The organism is Mesorhizobium sp. P3_B5 (assembly GCF_056402815.1).
The window spans coordinates 323,460-340,935 of the sequence record NZ_JBFUGR010000006.1; the positions used below are offsets into that span (position 1 = coordinate 323,460).

Genomic DNA, 17,476 nt, shown 5'->3' on the forward strand with positions numbered 1-17,476 from the left:
GCGTTTTCGTTTTGAGCCACAAGGCGGGGCAAATCTGCCTAGACCGGCGACAATTTGAGCCCATCGCTTGGGCGATTGCCCATTTGCGACCCATGTCGCAAATATAGTTGCCTCTACGCCCTCTACCCGATTGACAGGAATGGTTTTTCCTGATGACGCTGTGCTGTTCGCGACATCCTGTTCGCGTCATGGCCGCGTGAGGTTTCCCCGTGAATGCCGTTATAAAGCACCCGATCAGGCGATCGTTTGTATTCTTCCTCATCCCCGATTTCACCATGATCGCCTTTGCGACAGCGCTCGACCCGCTACGCTCGGCCAACCGGATGCTCGGCTACGAGGCCTATCGCTGGCGCCTCGCCAGCATCGACGGCAAGCCGGTGCGCGCCTCGAACGGCGTCGAATGCGCCGTCAACACCTCGCTGGAGGATGAGCGCAAGAAGATGGCCGGGCCGGAACGGCCGAACATGGCGATCGTCTGCAGCGGCATCAATGTCGAGCGCTACCAGAACAGATCGGCCTTCGCCTGGCTGCGCGAGGAATACAATCGCGGCGTCGCCGTCGGCGGCCTGTGTACCGGCGCCCATATCCTGGCTGCCGCCGGCCTCTTGTCCAACAAGCGTTGCGCTATCCACTGGGAGAACCTGCCGGGCTTTTCCGAGGCGTTCCCCAAGGCCAATGTCTTCGCCGACCTGTTCGAGATCGACCAGAACATCTACACCTGCGCCGGCGGCACCGCCGCGCTCGACATGATGCTGAAGCTGATCGGCGACGATTTTGACGAGAACCTCGTCAACCGCGTGTGCGAGCAGGTGCTGACCGACCGCGTCCGCAGCCCGACCGACCGCCAGCGCCTGCCGTTGCGCGCCCGCCTTGGCGTGCAGAATTCCAAGGTGCTGACCATCATCGAATTAATGGAAGGCAATCTGTCCGAGCCGCTGTCGCTGATCGAGATCGCCGACCATGTCGACCTGTCGCGCCGCCAGATCGAGCGGCTGTTCCGCACCGAGATGGGCAGGTCCCCTGCCCGCTACTATCTCGAGATCCGGCTCGACCGTGCCAGGCACCTGCTCATCCAGTCGTCGATGCCGGTGGTCGAGGTGGCGGTCGCCTGCGGCTTCGTCTCGGCCTCGCATTTCTCCAAATGCTACCGCGAGCTATACGCCCGCTCACCGCAGCAGGAGCGCGTCGACCGCAAGCAGTTGCTCGCGGCCTGACCCGGCCTAGGAGATTTGACGTCTAGCGGCTGTCGAACATCCAGCTGCGGTCGCGCCACATTTTCTCGCCGGTCAGGCAGTCGACGGGCGGGCCGTCCTGCGCCAGCATCACCGGCGGGTGATCAGCCTCCTCCGCCGCCCATTGCGGCGAGGCAGGGCCGGCAAGTTCCAGAACCAGCTTGCGGCGGATCGCTTCGGGAAACTGCGTCCAGTCATTGACCGGGATCATGAAGGAGCCAGGCCCGCCGATCACGCAGTCGCTGTAGTAGCGATCGAGATTGTTGACGTCGAAGGCGCCGGTGAACCCGCCGCGGGTCATCAGCGGCAACCCGTTGATGACGATCCCTTGCTTCACCACAGCGTCGCGGGTGATATCGACAGGAGCGCCCTGATTGTTGGGGCCGTCGCCCGAAATGTCGATGACGCGCTTGACGCCCTGAAAGCCGCTTTCGGCGAAAAGATCGCTGCCGAATTCAAGCGCGCCGGAAATCGAGGTGCGGCGCGCGCTGCCCGGCGGATGGGCGGAAAGTTGTGCAACCACCCGTTCGGCATCGGCACGGTTGGCGATCACCGTCCACGGCACGATGACATGCTGCCAGGTCGTGCCGGCCCATTCGACATAGGTGACGGCGATCTTGCCGTAGGCACCGTCGGCAATGGCCTGCAACACATGGTCGTGCGTAAGTGCCGCCGCATAGCCGTGGCGCTGGATCTCGAGTTCGTCCGGCGACATGGACAGGGAAACATCAACGGCCAGCACCAGCTCGACATCGACGGGTTCGACCGCGAGAGACGCCGGCGTCAGCCACAACAACAGCGCCAGCGCGGCGCAGCCCGAAAAGAGATGTCTTGCACAGGCGAAAGCAGACATGACGCAAGGGTAAGCGAGAATCGCGGATCGACAAAGAGAAAAGCCCGGCGCTGGGCCGGGCTCTTTGTATTCAAATCTTTGCAGGTCAGCCGCCTACCGGCAATCAACTCCTCGGCTTGAGGTTCTCCGGGTCGTAGAGCGGCTTGTAGCCGACGGCGGCCACTTCCACCGGATAGGTCTCGCCGAAATACTCGATGTTCAGCTTGCGGCCCTCCTGGGCATAGGCCCATGGCAGATAGGCGAGACCGATGTTCTTGCCAATGGTCGGACCGTAGGCCATCGACGTCGTGAACGACCGGCGGCCGAGTTCGTCGACCAGCGTTTCGCCCGTCTTAGGGTCCATCACCGGCATGATGCCGACGGGATAGCGGGCGACGCCCTTTGCATCGACGTTCTCGGTCATCACCAGCGTGCACAACATGGCCGGCTGGTGCTCGCGGGCGCGGTATTCCACGTGCTTCGCCTTGCCGCAGAAATCGTTCTCCTTGACCTTAGGACGCGCGAGATCGGCTTCCAGCAGATTGTACTCGGTCAAGAGGTCGGCGTTCTGCAGGCGCAGGCTCTTTTCCATGCGCCGGGTGTTGGCATAGGTCTCGACGCCGAACGGCATGACGCCGGTGGAACGCAGCGCGTCCCAGACGGCGAGACCGTCCTCGTAGCGCATATGCAGTTCCCAGCCCTGCTCGCCGACATAGGAGATGCGGAACGCGGTGACGTCCTTGCCGCCGATCCGGACCGGCTTGATTGCCGCGAAAGGGAAGTTCTCGAGCGACAGCCCGTCCGGGTTCTCGACCACCTTTTGCAAGGTCGCCCGCGCATTCGGGCCCCAGATGCCGACGGTCACATACTTCTCGGTCACGTCTGTGATGGTGACATCAAAGCCTTTGTCCTGCGCCGTGCGGCGCATGTACTGGAAGTCGCGCGGGCCGGCGTCGGCGCCGTCGATCAAACGGCAGCGGTCAGCCATGCGGATGACGGTAAAGTCGGCGCGCACCATGCCTTCCTCGTCGAGGAAGTGGGTGTAGATGCCCTTGCCGATGTTGTTGTCGCCGCCGATCTTGGCCGCGCACAGCCATTCCAGCAGCGCGACATGGTCCGGGCCTTCAATGTCGTACATGGCGAAATGCGACAGGTTGACGATGCCGCAATCCTCGCTCATGGCGAGGTGTTCGGCGTTGGAGACGCGCCAGAAATGGCGATTGTCCCACTCGTTTGCACGCACCGGCACCCGGTTGCCGTACTTCTCCAAGAGATGCTCGTTGGCGGCATAGCCGTGCGCGCGTTCCCAGCCGCCCAACTCCATGAAGTAACCGCCAAGTTCCTTCTCGCGCTCCCAGAACGGCGAGCGCTGGATGTTGCGGCCCTTGGAGAAGGGTTCGCGCGGATGCACCGCCGGATTGTAGACCTTCATCGCCGTCTCGGTGCAGCGGTCCCAGATGAACTGCTCTTTCGTCTGGTGCGGATAGAAGCGCGCATAGTCGATGGCGTGGTGGTCGATCTCGGTCCGGCCGTCCGTCATCCAGTCGGCGATCAGCTTGCCCATGCCGGGGCCGTCCTTGACCCAGATGGCGACGGCATACCAGAGACCCCTGACCTTCTGGCTTTCGCCCATTGACGGGCCACCATCCGCAGTCACCTGCAGCAGGCCGTTGAAGGAATGGCTTTCATTGTAGCCGAGTTCGCCCAGGATCGGCGTCAGTTCCATGGCGCGCTCGAGCGGCGCCAGAATCTGCTCCATGTCGAGATCGCGCTGCGACGGCGACAGCCGCGCTTCATGCTTTTCGAGCAGATCGCGCGGATGGCAAAGGCGCGGATTGTTTTCCTCGTAATAGCCCCATTCGATCTGGCCGCCCTCGGCGGTCTTGGGGTCGCCGGTGTCGCGCATATAGGCCGAGTTGCCCTGGTCACGCAGCAGCGGCCAGCCGATCTCCTTGCCGGTGCCGGCGAACTCATTGTAGGGGCCGAAGAAGGTCAGCGGATGGTCGATCGGCATCACCGGCAGGTCCTCGCCGACCATTTCCGCGATCAGCCGGCCCCAAATGCCGGCGCAGACGATGACATAGTCGGCCATGATCGTGCCGCGGTCGGTGACCACGCCCCTGATGCGGCCCTCCTCGACGATGAGGGATTTGGCCGGCGTGTTGGCGAATGATTTCAACTTGCCCGAAACTTCCGCCTGGTCGACCAGCTTGCCGGCGACTGTCTGCGAGCGTGGAATGACGAGGCCGGCATCGGGGTCCCACAGGCCACCCTGCACCATCGCTTCTTCGATGAGCGGAAATTTCTCCTTGATCTCGGCAGGTTCGATCAGGCGGGCGCGCGTGCCAAAAGCCTTGGCCGAGGCGATCTTGCGCTTGATTTCTTCCATGCGGCTGTCATCGCCAACGCGCGCCACTTCGAGGCCGCCGATGCGGGCGTAGTGGCCCATCTTCTCGTAGAAATCGATCGAGTAGAGCGTCGTCCAGCAGGACAGGAAATCGTGGCTGGTGGTGTAGCAGAAGTCGGAGGCATGCGCGGTCGAGCCGATATCGGTCGGGATGCCTGATTTGTCGATGCCGACAATGTCGTCCCAGCCGCGTTCGATCAGGTGATGGGCGATCGATGCGCCGACTATACCGCCAAGGCCGACGATGACGACCTTCGCCTTTTTCGGAAACTCTGCCATTGCCCGCGACTCCAAAGCGATAAAGCGGGCGCGCCTGCGCCCGTTCGAATGGCGCACAATATGCAGAGGACGCGGATGGAGCTACCGCCTGTTTGCGACACGTCGCTGGTGCGGCGCGACCCAGTACGCCGACTGGTCGTCAGAGGCGAGTATTGCTCAGGCGAACGCCCAGACGTCCTCGGCCTGGAAACCGACCTGGTAGCCTGATGTCTTCAGCTTGACCACGACCTGGCCGATTTCGGCCGCCGGCAGCGCGCCGACCTCGACCTTGATCATGCCCGGACGATAGCGCTTGAGGTCGAGCTGTTCGAAGACGATCCAGTCTGCGCCTTCGCAATCGACGAGGAAGGCGTCGATGTAGGTGATGCCGTTGCGGTCGAGCAGCGTCTGCAAGGTCTCCGACGGCACCTCGATATCCCTCAGGTGCGGCGCGAACTTGTTGAAATTGGCGTCGGCCTCGCCCCAGGCATTCTTGCCAGACATCAGATTGGTGTCGGTGACCGACGAGCAGCCGATGAACTCGATAGGCAGCGTGCCGGCCTCGAGTGCAGCGGCATCGAAGGTGTGGACGGTGATCGTGCCCTTGGTCTTGGTTACCGCCACCGGCTCGATGACGAAACGCTCGGCATCAGGATAGTTGGCGCGCAGCCGCTTCTGATTGTAGGGGATCGGCTCGACCAGCACGGCGCGGGCGCGCGGAATGCGGTGCAGCCACGGCGTCACGTCGTCGAACAATGCGCCGTCGCAGGCGCCGACATTGACCATCTGAAACGGTCGCCTAGCCCCACTGAGGCGCGCCTTCAGCGCCGCCTTGGCCAGGAATTTGGTGCCGTGCAGCGATGGGCCACGGTCGAGAACGCCGGTGGGAAGACCGAGCGACAGGGCAATGCGCGCCAGGCTGGAAATGGAACTCATGGCTTATCTCCAGATATGACGTGCGGGGCGATGGGGCGTCGCCCATTGACGCTTGCCGACGCCCACAGCGCCATCATCGGGCCGGCGAGCAGCAGGAACGGCGGGATCAGATTGGGAAAATAGATGCGGCTGTCGTGGATCGGAAAGACGGTGAATTTCGCCAGCACGCCAAGCACCAGTGCGGCCAGCAGGATGCCGGCGCGGCGGTCGAGCTTGAAGCCGGCGCGGCTCAATGAATACCATCCGGCCAATGCCAGCACCGAGACGCCGACCCAGCTGTTCAAGGAGATGGCGCGAACCAGCGAGGCGGCGAATGCCTTGAGATAAGCGACAGCCGAAAACGGCGGATCGAAACCGTCCATATTGTAGTGCTGCTCGATGCTGGAGAACCACAGATGCGGCCACCAGCCGGGATGCTGGGCCCAGTGCGAGATGGCGAAGTAGGCGACGAACGAGACGGCAAAGCCGGCCAGCGCGCCCCACGCCTTCTCACGAAAAATGACCAGCAGCACGGCGAAGATGGTGAGGAAGACGATGTTGTCGGGCCGCGCCATGAAGGCGAGGAAGAGCAGGAGCGCCGTCGCCGCATCACGGCCGCGCACATAGGCAAACAGCCCGCCGAGAAACAGCGCCGAGCACAAGAGATCCGGCGTCGAGGCCCGCGCCGCTTCGCCGAAATCGGCCATGATCAGCACCGCGCCGACGACCGGCGCCAGCGCCAGCGCCCTTTGAGACCGCAGCCAGAGCAGCGCGATCGCGCCAAACAGCAGCACCGAGACCACCGACACCAGCCGCATCGCCTCGACCGGCAACATCGCCGAACTCATCGTCGACAGGATCTCGGCATAAAGGAACTTGATCCGGTACATGCCGAGCAGCGAATGGAAGTCGGCGGCATTTTCAGCCATATGGCTGCGGAAACCGCCGCCATCGTCGGTCAGCGTCTTGTAGTCGCCGGCCGACACACCTGATTTGACCGTGCCGTAGGCGTAGTCATGCAAAGCCTGCGCATCGGGATAGGTGCCTTCCTCCGCGACGGCCAGATAGGGAAGCATGTCCCAATTGGCGTCGGGCATGAACCAGGCCGTCGCCGCCGTCAGAAGGATGTAGAGCGCGAAGGCTGCCGCACCGATCGGCGCCGCCAGGCGCCCATAGGTCCCCTCGCCCCATGCCAGACCGGCCGCGGCTAGCCGGTCGAGCCGAGTGTTCGAAGCGGGCGACCTGGTCAGCATCGTTGTGCTCAGCGAACCTGGCTTTTGACGAAGTCCTTCACGATCGACACGATGCCGCGCGACAGCAGGCTGTCGAACGCGTCGACGAAGCGGTCGACGTGCTCGCGCTGGCAGATCAGCGGCGGTTCGAGGCGAATGACGTTGCGGTTATATTCGGTGAAGGCGACCAGCACGTCATAATCGCGCAACAGCAGCGCACCGACGAAGCCGGACAGCGAACCCTTCAGCTTGTCGTCGAGCACGCTGACGATCGGCCGCAGCACCATCGGCAATGTCTGCGAGAAGTCGTGGAACTCCAGCCCGACCATGAAGCCCTTGCCGCGCACGTCCTTGATGATCTTCGGGTATTTTTCCTTCAGCGCCTGCAGGCGCTGCAGCAGATAGTCGCCAGTCGCCGCGGCGTTGTCGATCAACCCCTCGTCATAGAGCACGTTGAGGCCTTCGATTGCGGTGATGCAGGCCTCGCCCATGCCGCCGAAGGTCGCCATGGCATGGATCATCGCCGTCTTCGGCGTGCCATAGGCCTTCATATAGACCTCGCGCCGGGCGATCATGGCACCGACCGCCGCCTTGCCGGCACCGAGCGACTTGGCCAGAGCCGTCACATCGGGGACAACGCCATAGTGCTCGAAAGCGTAGAAGCGGCCGGAGCGGCCATAGCCGCACTGCACTTCATCGGCGACCCACAGCACGCCATACTGGTCGCACAGCGCGCGCAGCTTCTGCCAGTATTCGGCGGGCGCCTGGATGATGCCGCCGCCGCCCTGGATGGTTTCGAGCACGATGACGCCAACCTCCGGATCGGAGCGGAACAGACGCTCGACCGCTTCGATATCGGCAAAGGGAATGCGAACCGTATTTTCCGCCATCTTGAAGTCGGCGCGGTAGAGCTGGCCGTCGGTGATGCCCAGCACGCCCTTGGTCTTGCCGTGAAAGGAATTCTCGGCATAGACGATTTTCGGCCGCTTCGGGCCGGCGGCGCGCTCGGCGAGTTTCACCGCCGCTTCCATCGCTTCCGACCCGGACGAGCCCAGAAACACCATGTCGAGATCGCCGGGCGAGCATTTGGCGATGTTGTGCGCCAGCGCCGCCGCATATTGCGACATGAAGGCGATGGCGATCTCCTGGCGCTTTTCCTCCTGGAACTTGCGGCGCGCCTCGAGAATGCGCGGATGGTTGTGGCCAAAGGCCAAGGAACCGAAGCCACCAAAGAAATCGAGAATCTTGCGGCCGTTCTGGTCGATGTAGAACATGCCTTCGGCACGTTCGATCTTGATCTTGTGGAAGCCGAGCAGCTTCATGAAATGCAGCTGGCCCGGATTGAGATGCGCCTTGAACAGGTCGGTCATCCGCGCAACGTCCATCGCCTTCGCCTGCTCGACGCTGATCAGGTCGGGTTTGGCGATGCTGGCGGGCGACAGCGCCGGCGGGCTGACCATGGTACGCGTGTTCGTCTGCTCGGGCTTGGCCATGACGGTCATCTCAATCTCCTGTCTGCGCGCATGACAAGGATCGTGCGCAACGAAATCTGTTCGGCGAGCCGGCTATTCGGCAGGCACATGTTTGGTGGCGACGGCGTGACCGGCCTTCTTGGCGCGGTACTCGCTGTAGGCGGCGATCAGCATGTCCTCGTCGCGGTATTGCGGCACCCAGCCGAGCTGACGCTCGGCCTTGGACACGTCGAGCACGCACTCCTCGTCGGCGATCAGATACTGCTCCGGATCCATGATCGGCATGTTCATGAGGTCGAGCAGGTCAAGTGTGCGCTTGACCGCCCAGCCCGGCGTTGGGATCAGCAGCGATTTCGACCCGGCATGCTTGATCAGGTCGCCAAGCAATTTCTTCACCGGCGGCGGATTGAGCGAGCCGAGATTGTAGGCTTCGTTCGGCACGCCAGCCTTCCAGGCCGCGCGGGCAGCTTCCGCACAATCGAAAACAGAGATGAACTGATAGGGATTCCTGCCGGAGCCGATCATCGGCACCGGAAAATTCCAGTCGATCAGCTTGAACAGCTTTTCCAGGATGCCGAGGCGGCCGGGACCGATGATCAGGCGCGGCCGAAACAGCGAGATCGACATGCCGCGCTTGCGCCATTCTGCCGCCAGTTCCTCTGTCTTCTGCTTCGACCAGCCATACTCGCCAAGCGGCGCCACCGGATGCTCCTCGGTCATCGGCTGCGTCACCGTATGGCCGTAGATCATGTCGGTCGTGTAGTGGACCAGCTTCGGCGCGCCGGCCTTGTCCATCGCCTGCATGATGTGCTCGGTGCCGTGGAAATTCACCGGAAAGAAGAAGTCGTGGCGTTTTGTCCGCACCTGGATCGGCGACAGCATTTTCGCCGACAAATTGTAGACCATGTCGTCGGCCTTCAGCCCTACCGACGCGACCGAAGCTGGATCGGTGACGTCGCAGGTGACAAAGCGGACCGAGCGGTAGTGCGGCAGGTCGCTCTTGACGATATCGGCGACGACGACCTCTTCGCCATCGGCCACAAGTTTCGGGGCAAGGTGGCGGCCGACGAAACCGTCGCCGCCGAAAATCACATGTCTCATCGAACGGTCTCGCTGGTGTGGATCTTGTCGGGCGAAAGGGAAGCCGTTTCCTCTTCATGACCGCGCCCACTCTGGGCGATCAGCACGGTGCCGACGCAGATGAAGGCAATACCGGAGATGCGCCAGGCATTGAGGTCCTCGCGGAAAAGGAAATAGGCGAAGATCGCTACGGCGACATAGGCGAGGCTGAGGAACGGGTAGGCAAAGGAGAGCTCGACCTTGGACAGCACATAAAGGTGCGAGGCCATCGAGATGACGAAGGTGCAGAGACCAAGAAAGACCCACGGGCTGAAGACGATCTGCAACAGCTTGACCAGAGGATTGACGCCCTCGAACGAAATCGGCCCGAGCGACATCATGCCTTGCTTCAGCATCAGCTGCGCGGCAGCATTGGTCATGACTGTGAACAGAATGAAGACGATGTATTTCATGTTTTGCACCCGCCCTGCAGCGGTCCTACTACAGACCTGCAAAGATTTCGTGAAGTCACAACAACGTTTTGAGTAAACCCTGGCATTGACGATTCATTCACCACGAATTACTCAAATTTTACCTATTCCGCCGCCTGGACGGTTCCGCGCCGCACGTCCAATTTTTGCGCCGTCCGCGCCCAGAAATCCGACAGCAGAGCGGGGTCGCGCAGCGCCTCCAGTTGCTGCCAATCCGGAAAGGACGCGGCGAAGGTGGCGGCGCCCATGCGCGCATCCTTGTAGGGGTTGACCGCGCCACCGGCCTCGACCGTGATGCGGTCAAGTTCGTTCAGCAGCTGTAGCGTCGTCTCGCCGCGATTGGGGAAATCCAGCGTCAGCGTGTATCCCGGCCGCGGGAACGACAGCAGCGCCGGCGAAGGGATCGCGCCAAAACGCTTCAGCACCGTCAGGAACGACCCCTGCCCGGCCCGTCTCGCCGCCTCGAGCAGCGCCGGCACGGCCCGGTATGCTGCTTGTTCCGGCACCACGCTCTGGTGCTGGAAGAGGCCCTTGGGCCCATAGAGCCGGTTCCAGTCGCCAACGCCGTCGAGCGGAAAGAAAAAGCCCTGGTAGCCGACACGGCGCGGCACCGACGAGCGTCCCTTCTTCCACCGGTAGGCAGCGTTGAACGCGGTCAGGAACGGCCGGTTGAGCACATTGAACGGCGGCTGGAACGGCACCGAGAGACGTCCGCCGGTACGTGCGGCCGTATGCGAACCATGCTCGGCATGGTTGCCGGTGAACAGCAGGCCGCGCCCACGGCCGTGGCCCCCGGCAAGCTGGTCGATCCAGGCAACCGCATATTCATTGGCCTGGTCGGCGGCTTCGGCCAGCGCGAAGAATTCGCCGAGATCGCGAAACGGCGTCGCCTTCTCGACGATGTCGAGCGAGTGCACCCGCATCAGCCGGATCGACGCCGACAGGATCAGGCCGGTGAGCCCCATGCCGCCGATCGTCGCCTTGAACAGGTGGGCATTGTCCGTGGCCGAGCAATGATAGGTCCGCCCGTCCGAGCGCAGCAGCGTGAAGGACTCGACATGGCAGCCGAAGGTGCCGCGCCGGTGATGGTTCTTGCCATGCACATCGTTGGCGATGGCGCCGCCAAGCGTCACGAACTGCGTGCCAGGCACGACCGCCGGGAAAAAACCGAGGGGTGCGGCATGGGCAATGATGTCGGACAAAAGCACACCGGCTTCCGCTTCGAGAAGACCGGTCTCGGCATTGAAGGCGAGAATGCGGTTCAGCGGCCGCATGTCGACGATCGTCCCGGCTTCATTCTGGCAGGAATCGCCATAGGAACGGCCATTGCCATAGGCGAGCAACGCGTTCTTTTTTGCCTTGCCGCTCTTCATCAGCGCGATGGCGTCATCCGCAGGGATGGTGCGCGGCGCCGGTGGGGTGGCGAGACCAAAACTCTGGAACCGTTCGGCCATGCCTACCAGCCCCCGGCAACCAGCAGCAATGCGCCGATAAGCACGACGATCTGGCTGCGCCAGTCGCGGATGATGAAGACCACCGGATCGTCATGCAACTCATCGCGGCGGGCGAGGATCCAGACGCGCATGGTGAGATAAAGCACGATCGGCGCCAGCGGCCACACAAGCCAGGGATGCGGGTAGAGTTCGCGCACGGCCATGCTGTCCATATAGAGCGCCAGCACCAGGGCCGAGGAAAAGGCCGAGGCCATGCCGGCCTGGGCGACAATCTCCTGATCTTCGGTGCGGTAGCCGCGACCGGCAATGCGCTCACCGGCCGGGATGGCGGTGGTGCGCAACTCGACATAGCGCTTCACCAGCGCCAGCGACAGGAAGAAGAAGATCGAGAAGGCCAACAGCCAGAAGGAGACTTCGACACCGGTGGCCGCCGCACCGGCCAGCACACGGATCGTGTAGAGTCCGGCCAGCGTCAGCACGTCGCCCAAAAGCATACGCTTGAGCGACAGTGAATAAGCCGTGGTGACGAGCATGTAGCCACCGAGCACGCCAAGGAATTCGATCGGTAGCAAGAGCCCTGCAGCGATGCCGATGGCCAGCAACGCTGCCATCGAGCCAAGGCCGAACGGGATCGACAATGCGCCGCTGGCGAAAGGCCGGTTGCGCTTGGTCGGATGTTTGCGGTCGAGTGCGAGATCAAAGAAATCGTTGAGGATGTAGATGGCGGAAGCCACGGCGCTGAAGGACACGAACGCCAGCAGGCATTGCCAGATCATGTTGGCGTTGAAGTACTCGTGCGACAACACCATCGGCACCGCGATCAGCGAGTTCTTCAGCCATTGATGCACGCGCAGCATCTTGACGAAAGTCCTCAAGGTCGGCTTCGGCACCGGCACCATTTCAGCGTCGTGTGCCGCCTGCCAGCGCGCCGCATGGCGGTCGGGCGCCACAACGATTGCGCTGCGCGCGGCGTCGAAGACCTTGAGGTCGTGCCGGCTGTTGCCGGCATAGTCGAAGCCGCCATCGCCATAGGCTGCGACAAGTGCGGCGCGCTTGCGGCCCGAGGTCATGTTGTGGGGGCCGTCGGTCGCCAGGACGTGATCGAATATCTTGAGATGTGCGGCGATCGCCTCCGCGAATTTACGCGGCGTGCCGGTGGCCAGCACGATCTTGCGGCCTTCGCCATGTTCGGTGCGCATGCGGTCGAGCAGCACCTCGCGATAAGGCAGCGAAGCCGGATCGATGTCGATGCGGTCGGCGATGGCCTGCTTCAGCCGCGCCGGCCCGCTGGCCAGCCAGAACGGCACCAGGAAAATATAGAGCGGATTCTTCTTGATGAGGATGAACAGGCCTTCCCACAGAAGGTCCGTCGCGATCAGCGTGCCGTCGAGATCGACCGCAAGTGGAATTGCGTTCCTGTCCGACCGCGCGTCCATTTCGTGCTGCCTTGCCTGAATCCGTCGTGCCGTGTTTCGGCGTATTCGCACCGTATAGCGGGGAACGGCGTAGCGAACGTTAAAACGTCCGGTTGCAGGCAGCAGGCGCTGCTGTATTTCCGGCGTCATTGTTAAGCAAGCGTTACCAGAAACAATAAAAGGCCGGGCAATGCCCGGCCTTCGAAAAATCAAACCGCCAGCTTTACTTGATGCGAGCGACGCCGCCCGAGATCTCGACTGTCTCCGAGCCGGTCAGGGCCTCGAGGTCACCATTGGGCAAGGTGACGAAACAGCCATTCGGGCAGAATTCCACGGTTTCGCCGGCGGCCAGCGCCAACTCCGTCTTGCCACCGCCTTCCGTCACGATCAGCGTGCGCGTTTCGGCATCCTTGTTGACCGCGCTGGCGGCGAAGGCCGAACCACTCGCTGCAGCAAAAGCGATGGCGACGACGAGCGACTTCCACATTTTGCAGTATCGGTGTTTCCACCGCCTCTTGTTGCATTTCGCAAGGCATTCTCGCCCTTTGCATGGGAGCTTATATGAGATGGAAGCTGAACCGCAACTGAATGCCGCATTCATGCCGCAATTGGTCTTCGCCGCAAAAGCCAGGCTGAGATTCAGGTCAGGCCGAGCCGAGAATGGTGGGTTCCGCGAACCGGAGCGGAGCGTACTTTTGGGTACGTGAGCACCGGAAGCGCAGGAAACCGCCGTTCGCAGGCCGGCATCACCTGAATCTCCTAGTCCGGATCGGGCTTGCGGGTCTTGCGGCCTGTCTTGGCCAGGCGTTTCTTCTCGGCCGCTGCTTCAGCCTCCGCCTGCTCTCGCTCGGCGAATTCGACCTCGGCCTGTTCGTCGTCTATCGGCCATGCCGCGGTCTTCTTGACCTCGACGACCGCGCGCGGCGTCGACGGAATCTCGATATGCTCGCCGCTGAAAGCATCGAGAATGGCAAAGCGGACGTCGTTCTGCACGATATTGCCGTTCAGCACATCGGCGAGGAACACGCGGATCTCGAACTCGAGTGCTGCCGGCCCGAAATTGGCGAACAGCACGAAGGGTTCCGGGTTCTTCAGCACCAGCGCATGGCCGCGCGCGATCTCGAGCAGGATGGCATGCACCCGCTTCACGTCGCTGCCATAGGCGACATTGACCTTGATATCGATGCGGCCGAGCTTGTTGCGGTGCGTCCAGTTGCCGACAGCGTTGTTGATCAGATTCGAGTTGGGCAGGATCACCGATTGCCGCTGGAACGTCTCGACCTCGGTGGCGCGCACACTGATCTTCTTGACCGTGCCGGTGATGTCGCCGGCAACGATCCAGTCACCAACCTTGAATGGCCGTTCGGCCAGCAGGATCAGGCCCGAGACGAAGTTGGAGACGACGTTCTGCAGGCCAAAGCCGATACCCAGCGAAAGGGCGCCGGCAACGAGCGCCAGGCTGGACAGGTCGATGCCGGCCGCCGAGATGCCGACGAGCCCGGCCAGTGCGACGCCGGCATAGCCGACCGCCAGCCGGATCGAGTTGCGCACACCGGTGTCGACACGGCCGCGCGCCATCACCGAGCCGTCGAGCCAGCCCTGGAACCAGCGCGTCAGGAAATAGCCGATGACGAAGACGATGATGCCAGTGAGGATGCCGGTGACCGAGATGGTCACCGAGCCGATGGTCAGGCCCGTCGCCAGCTTGTAGCCCCAGGCCTGGATGTCGCCGGGCTGGAACCCCCACATCAACAGGATCAGCGGCAGGAACACCAGCACGATCATGACGTTGATGGCGACGCTGACGACCAGGCCAAGCTGGTCGAGCGCGGTCTCCTCATAGCTCGCAGTGGTCGACAGCCAGCGCCCGATCGACGTGTCGGCGAAGCCACCCTCTTCGCCGATCTCTCGTGCCGACAGGAAGCCGATATAGGCGGTGACCAGGATGGTGCCGGTGACCACAACCTGCAGCGAAACGAAAATCGCCAGCCCGATATAGCCGAACAGCGCCGCCGCGATGGTGAAAAGGCCGAGCGCAATGGAGGTGAGGCGCAGCCACGCCGGCCACGGCCGCCAGGTCCCGTCGGCCGCCTTGTACGGTTTCAGCAACGCCATCAGGATGAGGATGACGCCGACGATGATGGTGGCGACAAAGCTTCTGGCGATGGTCAGCGACAGCGGCGAACCCATCTTGTCGTTGACCACCGCGAGGAAATTGTTGACGCCGATGACCACCGCCATCGCGGTGGCCAGCCGCACCAGCCAGCGTGCCGGACCCGTCTCGACCTGTATCAGGCGCCAGTTCGGCAGCCGCGGTTCGAGCGCCGCATTGGTCAGCCGGTTGACGCAGAACACCACCGCGATGACCGCAGCCAGCGCATTGAGGAAGACGCCGATATCGCCGCGCAGGACATTGTAATAGTTGAACAGGAAAACCGTCGAAGCGAGGAAGACGCCGACCGCCAGTGTCGGCAGCAGGGTCGACCAGAACGCCACCGACAATCGGCTGAGATAGGATGGTTCCTCCACGGAAGCGTCCGCTTCGAACACACGTCCGAACAGACGCCGGCCGCCGACCAGCAGCACCGCGGCGAGCGCAAGCGCCATGAAGGTCGCCGCGAGCATCGCCTGGAACTTGAATTTGAAGGCGAAGGTCAGCCAGGATGAGACTGCCCTGTAAAAGTTCGCGTATTCATCATGCGCGTCGGAAAAGACCTGTGGGCTCAGCGCATCGGACAGCACGTAGCGCTTGGTGAGCACATTGCGGAAAAGGTCGCTGCGCATGTTGCCGATCTTGTCGATCAGGCCGTTGATGCGGATCGACAGGTTCTGCGCGCTGGCGACGACAGCGTTGATTTCGGCTTTTTCGGAGGCCAGAGCCTGACGCTCGCCGGTAACGATATCGGGCTCTTGCGGCTGGCCGGCAGCCGGCGCCGGACCCAGCATCTCGATCCGGGCATTGATGTCGCCGACACGCGAGCGGAAGGCCAGCGCACTGTTCAGCGCAGCGCGCGACAAATCCTCCAGCTGCAGGCGGATATCCACAAGTGCTGCATCGTCCTCGACACTTTGCTGTATTTTCTTCTCGAGATCGTCGGTCTTGGCCGTCAGGCCCTGGATGACCTTCTGCTGGTCGGTGATCAGCCCGGCGGCACCCTGGCCGAGCGCCTGCGCCATCGCGTCGAACGAAGGCGGCGCCGAGACAACCAGCGCAAGGATCAGGATCAGGCGGAGCAATCGAAAGAGCATGATCGGTTGGCGACTCGCGGACGGCAAAGGCCTGTTCTAGGACCCGCCCTTGATAAAGACGCCGCCACCATGGGGCAAGCCGTCGCGGCCTGGCCGTCTTTTGGGAGTCGGCCAGTCGAAAAGCCATGGCGCAATATTGGCTTTGCGGCGGCGCCCTGCTCTATAGTCTGCCGCATCGCACCAAGGATGACATGAAGAATGGCGGAATATTCGGCCTTTTCGCTTCTCGCGAACGCGCTCAGGGGAAACCAGGACTGGAAGCCGGCCTGGCGCAAGCCGGAGCCAAAAGCGTCCTATGATGTCATCATCATCGGCGGCGGTGGCCATGGCCTGTCGACGGCCTATTACCTCGCCAAGGAGCACGGCATCACCAATGTCGCGGTGCTGGAGAAGGGCTGGCTCGGATCAGGCAATGTCGGCCGCAACACCACGGCCGTTCGCTCCAACTATCTTTTGCCCGCCAACACCCGCTTCTACGAACACTCGATGAAGATGTGGGAGAACCTCTCGCATGAGCTCAACTACAACGTCATGTTCTCGCAGCGTGGCTGCCTGAACCTGGCGCACACCCCGGCCCAGTTCGACGACTATGCCAGGCGCGGCAACGCCATGCGCCATCTCGGCGTCGACGCCGAACTGATGACCACCGCCCAGATCGCGCGTCTGGTGCCGGCGCTGGACATGTCGTCCAACGCACGCTTCCCGATCGTCGGCGGCCTGATGCAGCCGCGCGCCGGCACGGCCCGCCATGACGCCGTCGCCTGGGGCTATGCGCGCGGCGCCGACCGCCGCGGCGTCGACATCATCGAGAACTGCGAAGTGACCGGCTTCCTGCGTGACGGCGACCGCATCACCGGCGTCTCGACCTCGCGCGGCGAGATCCGCGCCAAGAAGGTGGCGGTGGCGGTGGCCGGCAGCACCGGGCGGGTCATGCAACTTGCCGGCGTCGAGACGATGCCGATCGAGAGTCATGTGCTGCAGGCCTTCGTGACGGAGTCTCTGAAACCCTTCATCGACACGGTGCTGACCTTCGGCATGGGCCATTTCTACATGTCGCAGTCGGACAAGGGTGGCCTTGTCTATGGCGGCGATATCGACGGCTACAACAGCTACGCCCAGCGCGGCAATCTGCCCATCGTCGATGAGGTGATGAGCGAGATGCTGGCGCTGTTCCCGGGTCTGGCCAGCGTCCGTATGCTGCGCTCCTGGGGCGGCGTCTGCGACATGTCGATGGATGGTTCGCCGATCATCACCACCGGCCCGCTGCCCGGCATGTATCTCAACTGCGGCTGGTGCTACGGCGGCTTCAAGGCGACGCCGGCCTCCGGCTGGTGCTTTGCCTGGACCATCGCCAAGGACGAGCCGCACGACTTCAACGCGCCGTTCACGCTCGACCGCTTTTATCGCGGCTTGGTGATCGATGACAAAGGCCAGGGCGCAACGCCCCGGCTGCATTAGAT

At 62.8% G+C, this 17,476-nt stretch carries 13 protein-coding genes; 2 read left to right on the forward strand and 11 right to left on the reverse strand.

What is annotated here, in order from left to right; all coding sequences use genetic code 11:
- Window positions 1-275 precede the first annotated feature (275 nt).
- Window positions 276-1,214 carry a GlxA family transcriptional regulator gene (locus AC1DVW_RS18190; protein WP_477248051.1) on the forward strand — a complete coding sequence of 313 codons (939 nt, stop codon included), beginning with the start codon at window positions 276-278 and terminating at the stop codon, window positions 1,212-1,214.
- 22 nt (window positions 1,215-1,236) lie between these two features.
- Here AC1DVW_RS18190 and AC1DVW_RS18195 read toward each other — a convergent pair whose 3' ends face one another.
- The 11 genes from AC1DVW_RS18195 to AC1DVW_RS18245 all read right to left on the reverse strand — a co-directional run bounded on the left by AC1DVW_RS18195 (window position 1,237) and on the right by AC1DVW_RS18245 (window position 16,016).
- Window positions 1,237-2,085, reverse strand: a complete 849-nt coding sequence (locus AC1DVW_RS18195; protein ID WP_477276883.1) for a DUF1194 domain-containing protein — start codon at window positions 2,083-2,085, stop codon at window positions 1,237-1,239.
- A gap of 103 nt (window positions 2,086-2,188) precedes the next feature.
- Window positions 2,189-4,750, reverse strand: a complete 2,562-nt coding sequence (locus tag AC1DVW_RS18200) for a GcvT family protein (protein WP_477324828.1) — start codon at window positions 4,748-4,750, stop codon at window positions 2,189-2,191.
- A 156-nt stretch (window positions 4,751-4,906) separates the two neighbouring features.
- Entirely contained in the window at window positions 4,907-5,665 is a 759-nt protein-coding gene (locus tag AC1DVW_RS18205; protein ID WP_477324830.1) for an FkbM family methyltransferase, read from the reverse strand.
- Window positions 5,662-6,897, reverse strand: coding sequence for a hypothetical protein (locus tag AC1DVW_RS18210; protein WP_477324832.1), 1,236 nt, complete (start codon window positions 6,895-6,897; stop codon window positions 5,662-5,664). The genes AC1DVW_RS18205 and AC1DVW_RS18210 overlap by 4 nt, the downstream gene beginning before the upstream one ends.
- Window positions 6,898-6,905: 8 nt before the next feature.
- On the reverse strand, window positions 6,906-8,336 hold the full coding sequence (locus tag AC1DVW_RS18215) for an aspartate aminotransferase family protein (protein ID WP_477324977.1): 1,431 nt from the start codon (window positions 8,334-8,336) through the stop codon (window positions 6,906-6,908).
- A 105-nt stretch (window positions 8,337-8,441) separates the two neighbouring features.
- Window positions 8,442-9,449, reverse strand: coding sequence for an NAD-dependent epimerase/dehydratase family protein (locus tag AC1DVW_RS18220; protein WP_477247745.1), 1,008 nt, complete (start codon window positions 9,447-9,449; stop codon window positions 8,442-8,444).
- The gene (locus AC1DVW_RS18225) at window positions 9,446-9,880 is read right to left on the reverse strand and encodes an EamA family transporter (RefSeq protein ID WP_477247743.1); all 435 of its coding nucleotides are present in this window, start codon (window positions 9,878-9,880) and stop codon (window positions 9,446-9,448) included. The genes AC1DVW_RS18220 and AC1DVW_RS18225 overlap by 4 nt, the downstream gene beginning before the upstream one ends.
- A 122-nt stretch (window positions 9,881-10,002) precedes the next feature.
- Entirely contained in the window at window positions 10,003-11,352 is a 1,350-nt protein-coding gene (locus tag AC1DVW_RS18230; protein WP_477324834.1) for an FAD-binding oxidoreductase, read from the reverse strand.
- Window positions 11,353-11,354: 2 nt separating this feature from the next.
- A complete protein-coding gene (locus AC1DVW_RS18235; protein WP_477324836.1) occupies window positions 11,355-12,788 on the reverse strand; it encodes a UbiA family prenyltransferase in 1,434 nt (477 codons plus the stop codon).
- Between the two features lie 202 nt (window positions 12,789-12,990).
- The gene (locus tag AC1DVW_RS18240; RefSeq protein ID WP_477324838.1) at window positions 12,991-13,254 is read right to left on the reverse strand and encodes a hypothetical protein; all 264 of its coding nucleotides are present in this window, start codon (window positions 13,252-13,254) and stop codon (window positions 12,991-12,993) included.
- 272 nt (window positions 13,255-13,526) lie between these two features.
- The gene (locus AC1DVW_RS18245; protein WP_477324840.1) at window positions 13,527-16,016 is read right to left on the reverse strand and encodes a mechanosensitive ion channel family protein; all 2,490 of its coding nucleotides are present in this window, start codon (window positions 16,014-16,016) and stop codon (window positions 13,527-13,529) included.
- 198 nt (window positions 16,017-16,214) lie between these two features.
- Between AC1DVW_RS18245 and AC1DVW_RS18250 the strand changes: the two genes are divergently transcribed.
- A complete protein-coding gene (locus AC1DVW_RS18250) occupies window positions 16,215-17,474 on the forward strand; it encodes a sarcosine oxidase subunit beta (protein WP_477324842.1) in 1,260 nt (419 codons plus the stop codon).
- The last annotated feature ends 2 nt before the right edge of the window (window positions 17,475-17,476 follow it).

Coding starts and splice junctions, on each gene's coding strand:
- AC1DVW_RS18190 (WP_477248051.1), top strand. CDS start 276: ATGATCGCCTTTGCGACAGCGCTCGACCCGCTACGCTCGGCCAACCGG.
- AC1DVW_RS18195 (WP_477276883.1), bottom strand. CDS start 2,085: ATGTCTGCTTTCGCCTGTGCAAGACATCTCTTTTCGGGCTGCGCCGCG.
- AC1DVW_RS18200 (WP_477324828.1), bottom strand. CDS start 4,750: ATGGCAGAGTTTCCGAAAAAGGCGAAGGTCGTCATCGTCGGCCTTGGC.
- AC1DVW_RS18205 (WP_477324830.1), bottom strand. CDS start 5,665: ATGAGTTCCATTTCCAGCCTGGCGCGCATTGCCCTGTCGCTCGGTCTT.
- AC1DVW_RS18210 (WP_477324832.1), bottom strand. CDS start 6,897: ATGCTGACCAGGTCGCCCGCTTCGAACACTCGGCTCGACCGGCTAGCC.
- AC1DVW_RS18215 (WP_477324977.1), bottom strand. CDS start 8,336: ATGGTCAGCCCGCCGGCGCTGTCGCCCGCCAGCATCGCCAAACCCGAC.
- AC1DVW_RS18220 (WP_477247745.1), bottom strand. CDS start 9,449: ATGAGACATGTGATTTTCGGCGGCGACGGTTTCGTCGGCCGCCACCTT.
- AC1DVW_RS18225 (WP_477247743.1), bottom strand. CDS start 9,880: ATGAAATACATCGTCTTCATTCTGTTCACAGTCATGACCAATGCTGCC.
- AC1DVW_RS18230 (WP_477324834.1), bottom strand. CDS start 11,352: ATGGCCGAACGGTTCCAGAGTTTTGGTCTCGCCACCCCACCGGCGCCG.
- AC1DVW_RS18235 (WP_477324836.1), bottom strand. CDS start 12,788: ATGGACGCGCGGTCGGACAGGAACGCAATTCCACTTGCGGTCGATCTC.
- AC1DVW_RS18240 (WP_477324838.1), bottom strand. CDS start 13,254: ATGTGGAAGTCGCTCGTCGTCGCCATCGCTTTTGCTGCAGCGAGTGGT.
- AC1DVW_RS18245 (WP_477324840.1), bottom strand. CDS start 16,016: ATGCTCTTTCGATTGCTCCGCCTGATCCTGATCCTTGCGCTGGTTGTC.
- AC1DVW_RS18250 (WP_477324842.1), top strand. CDS start 16,215: ATGGCGGAATATTCGGCCTTTTCGCTTCTCGCGAACGCGCTCAGGGGA.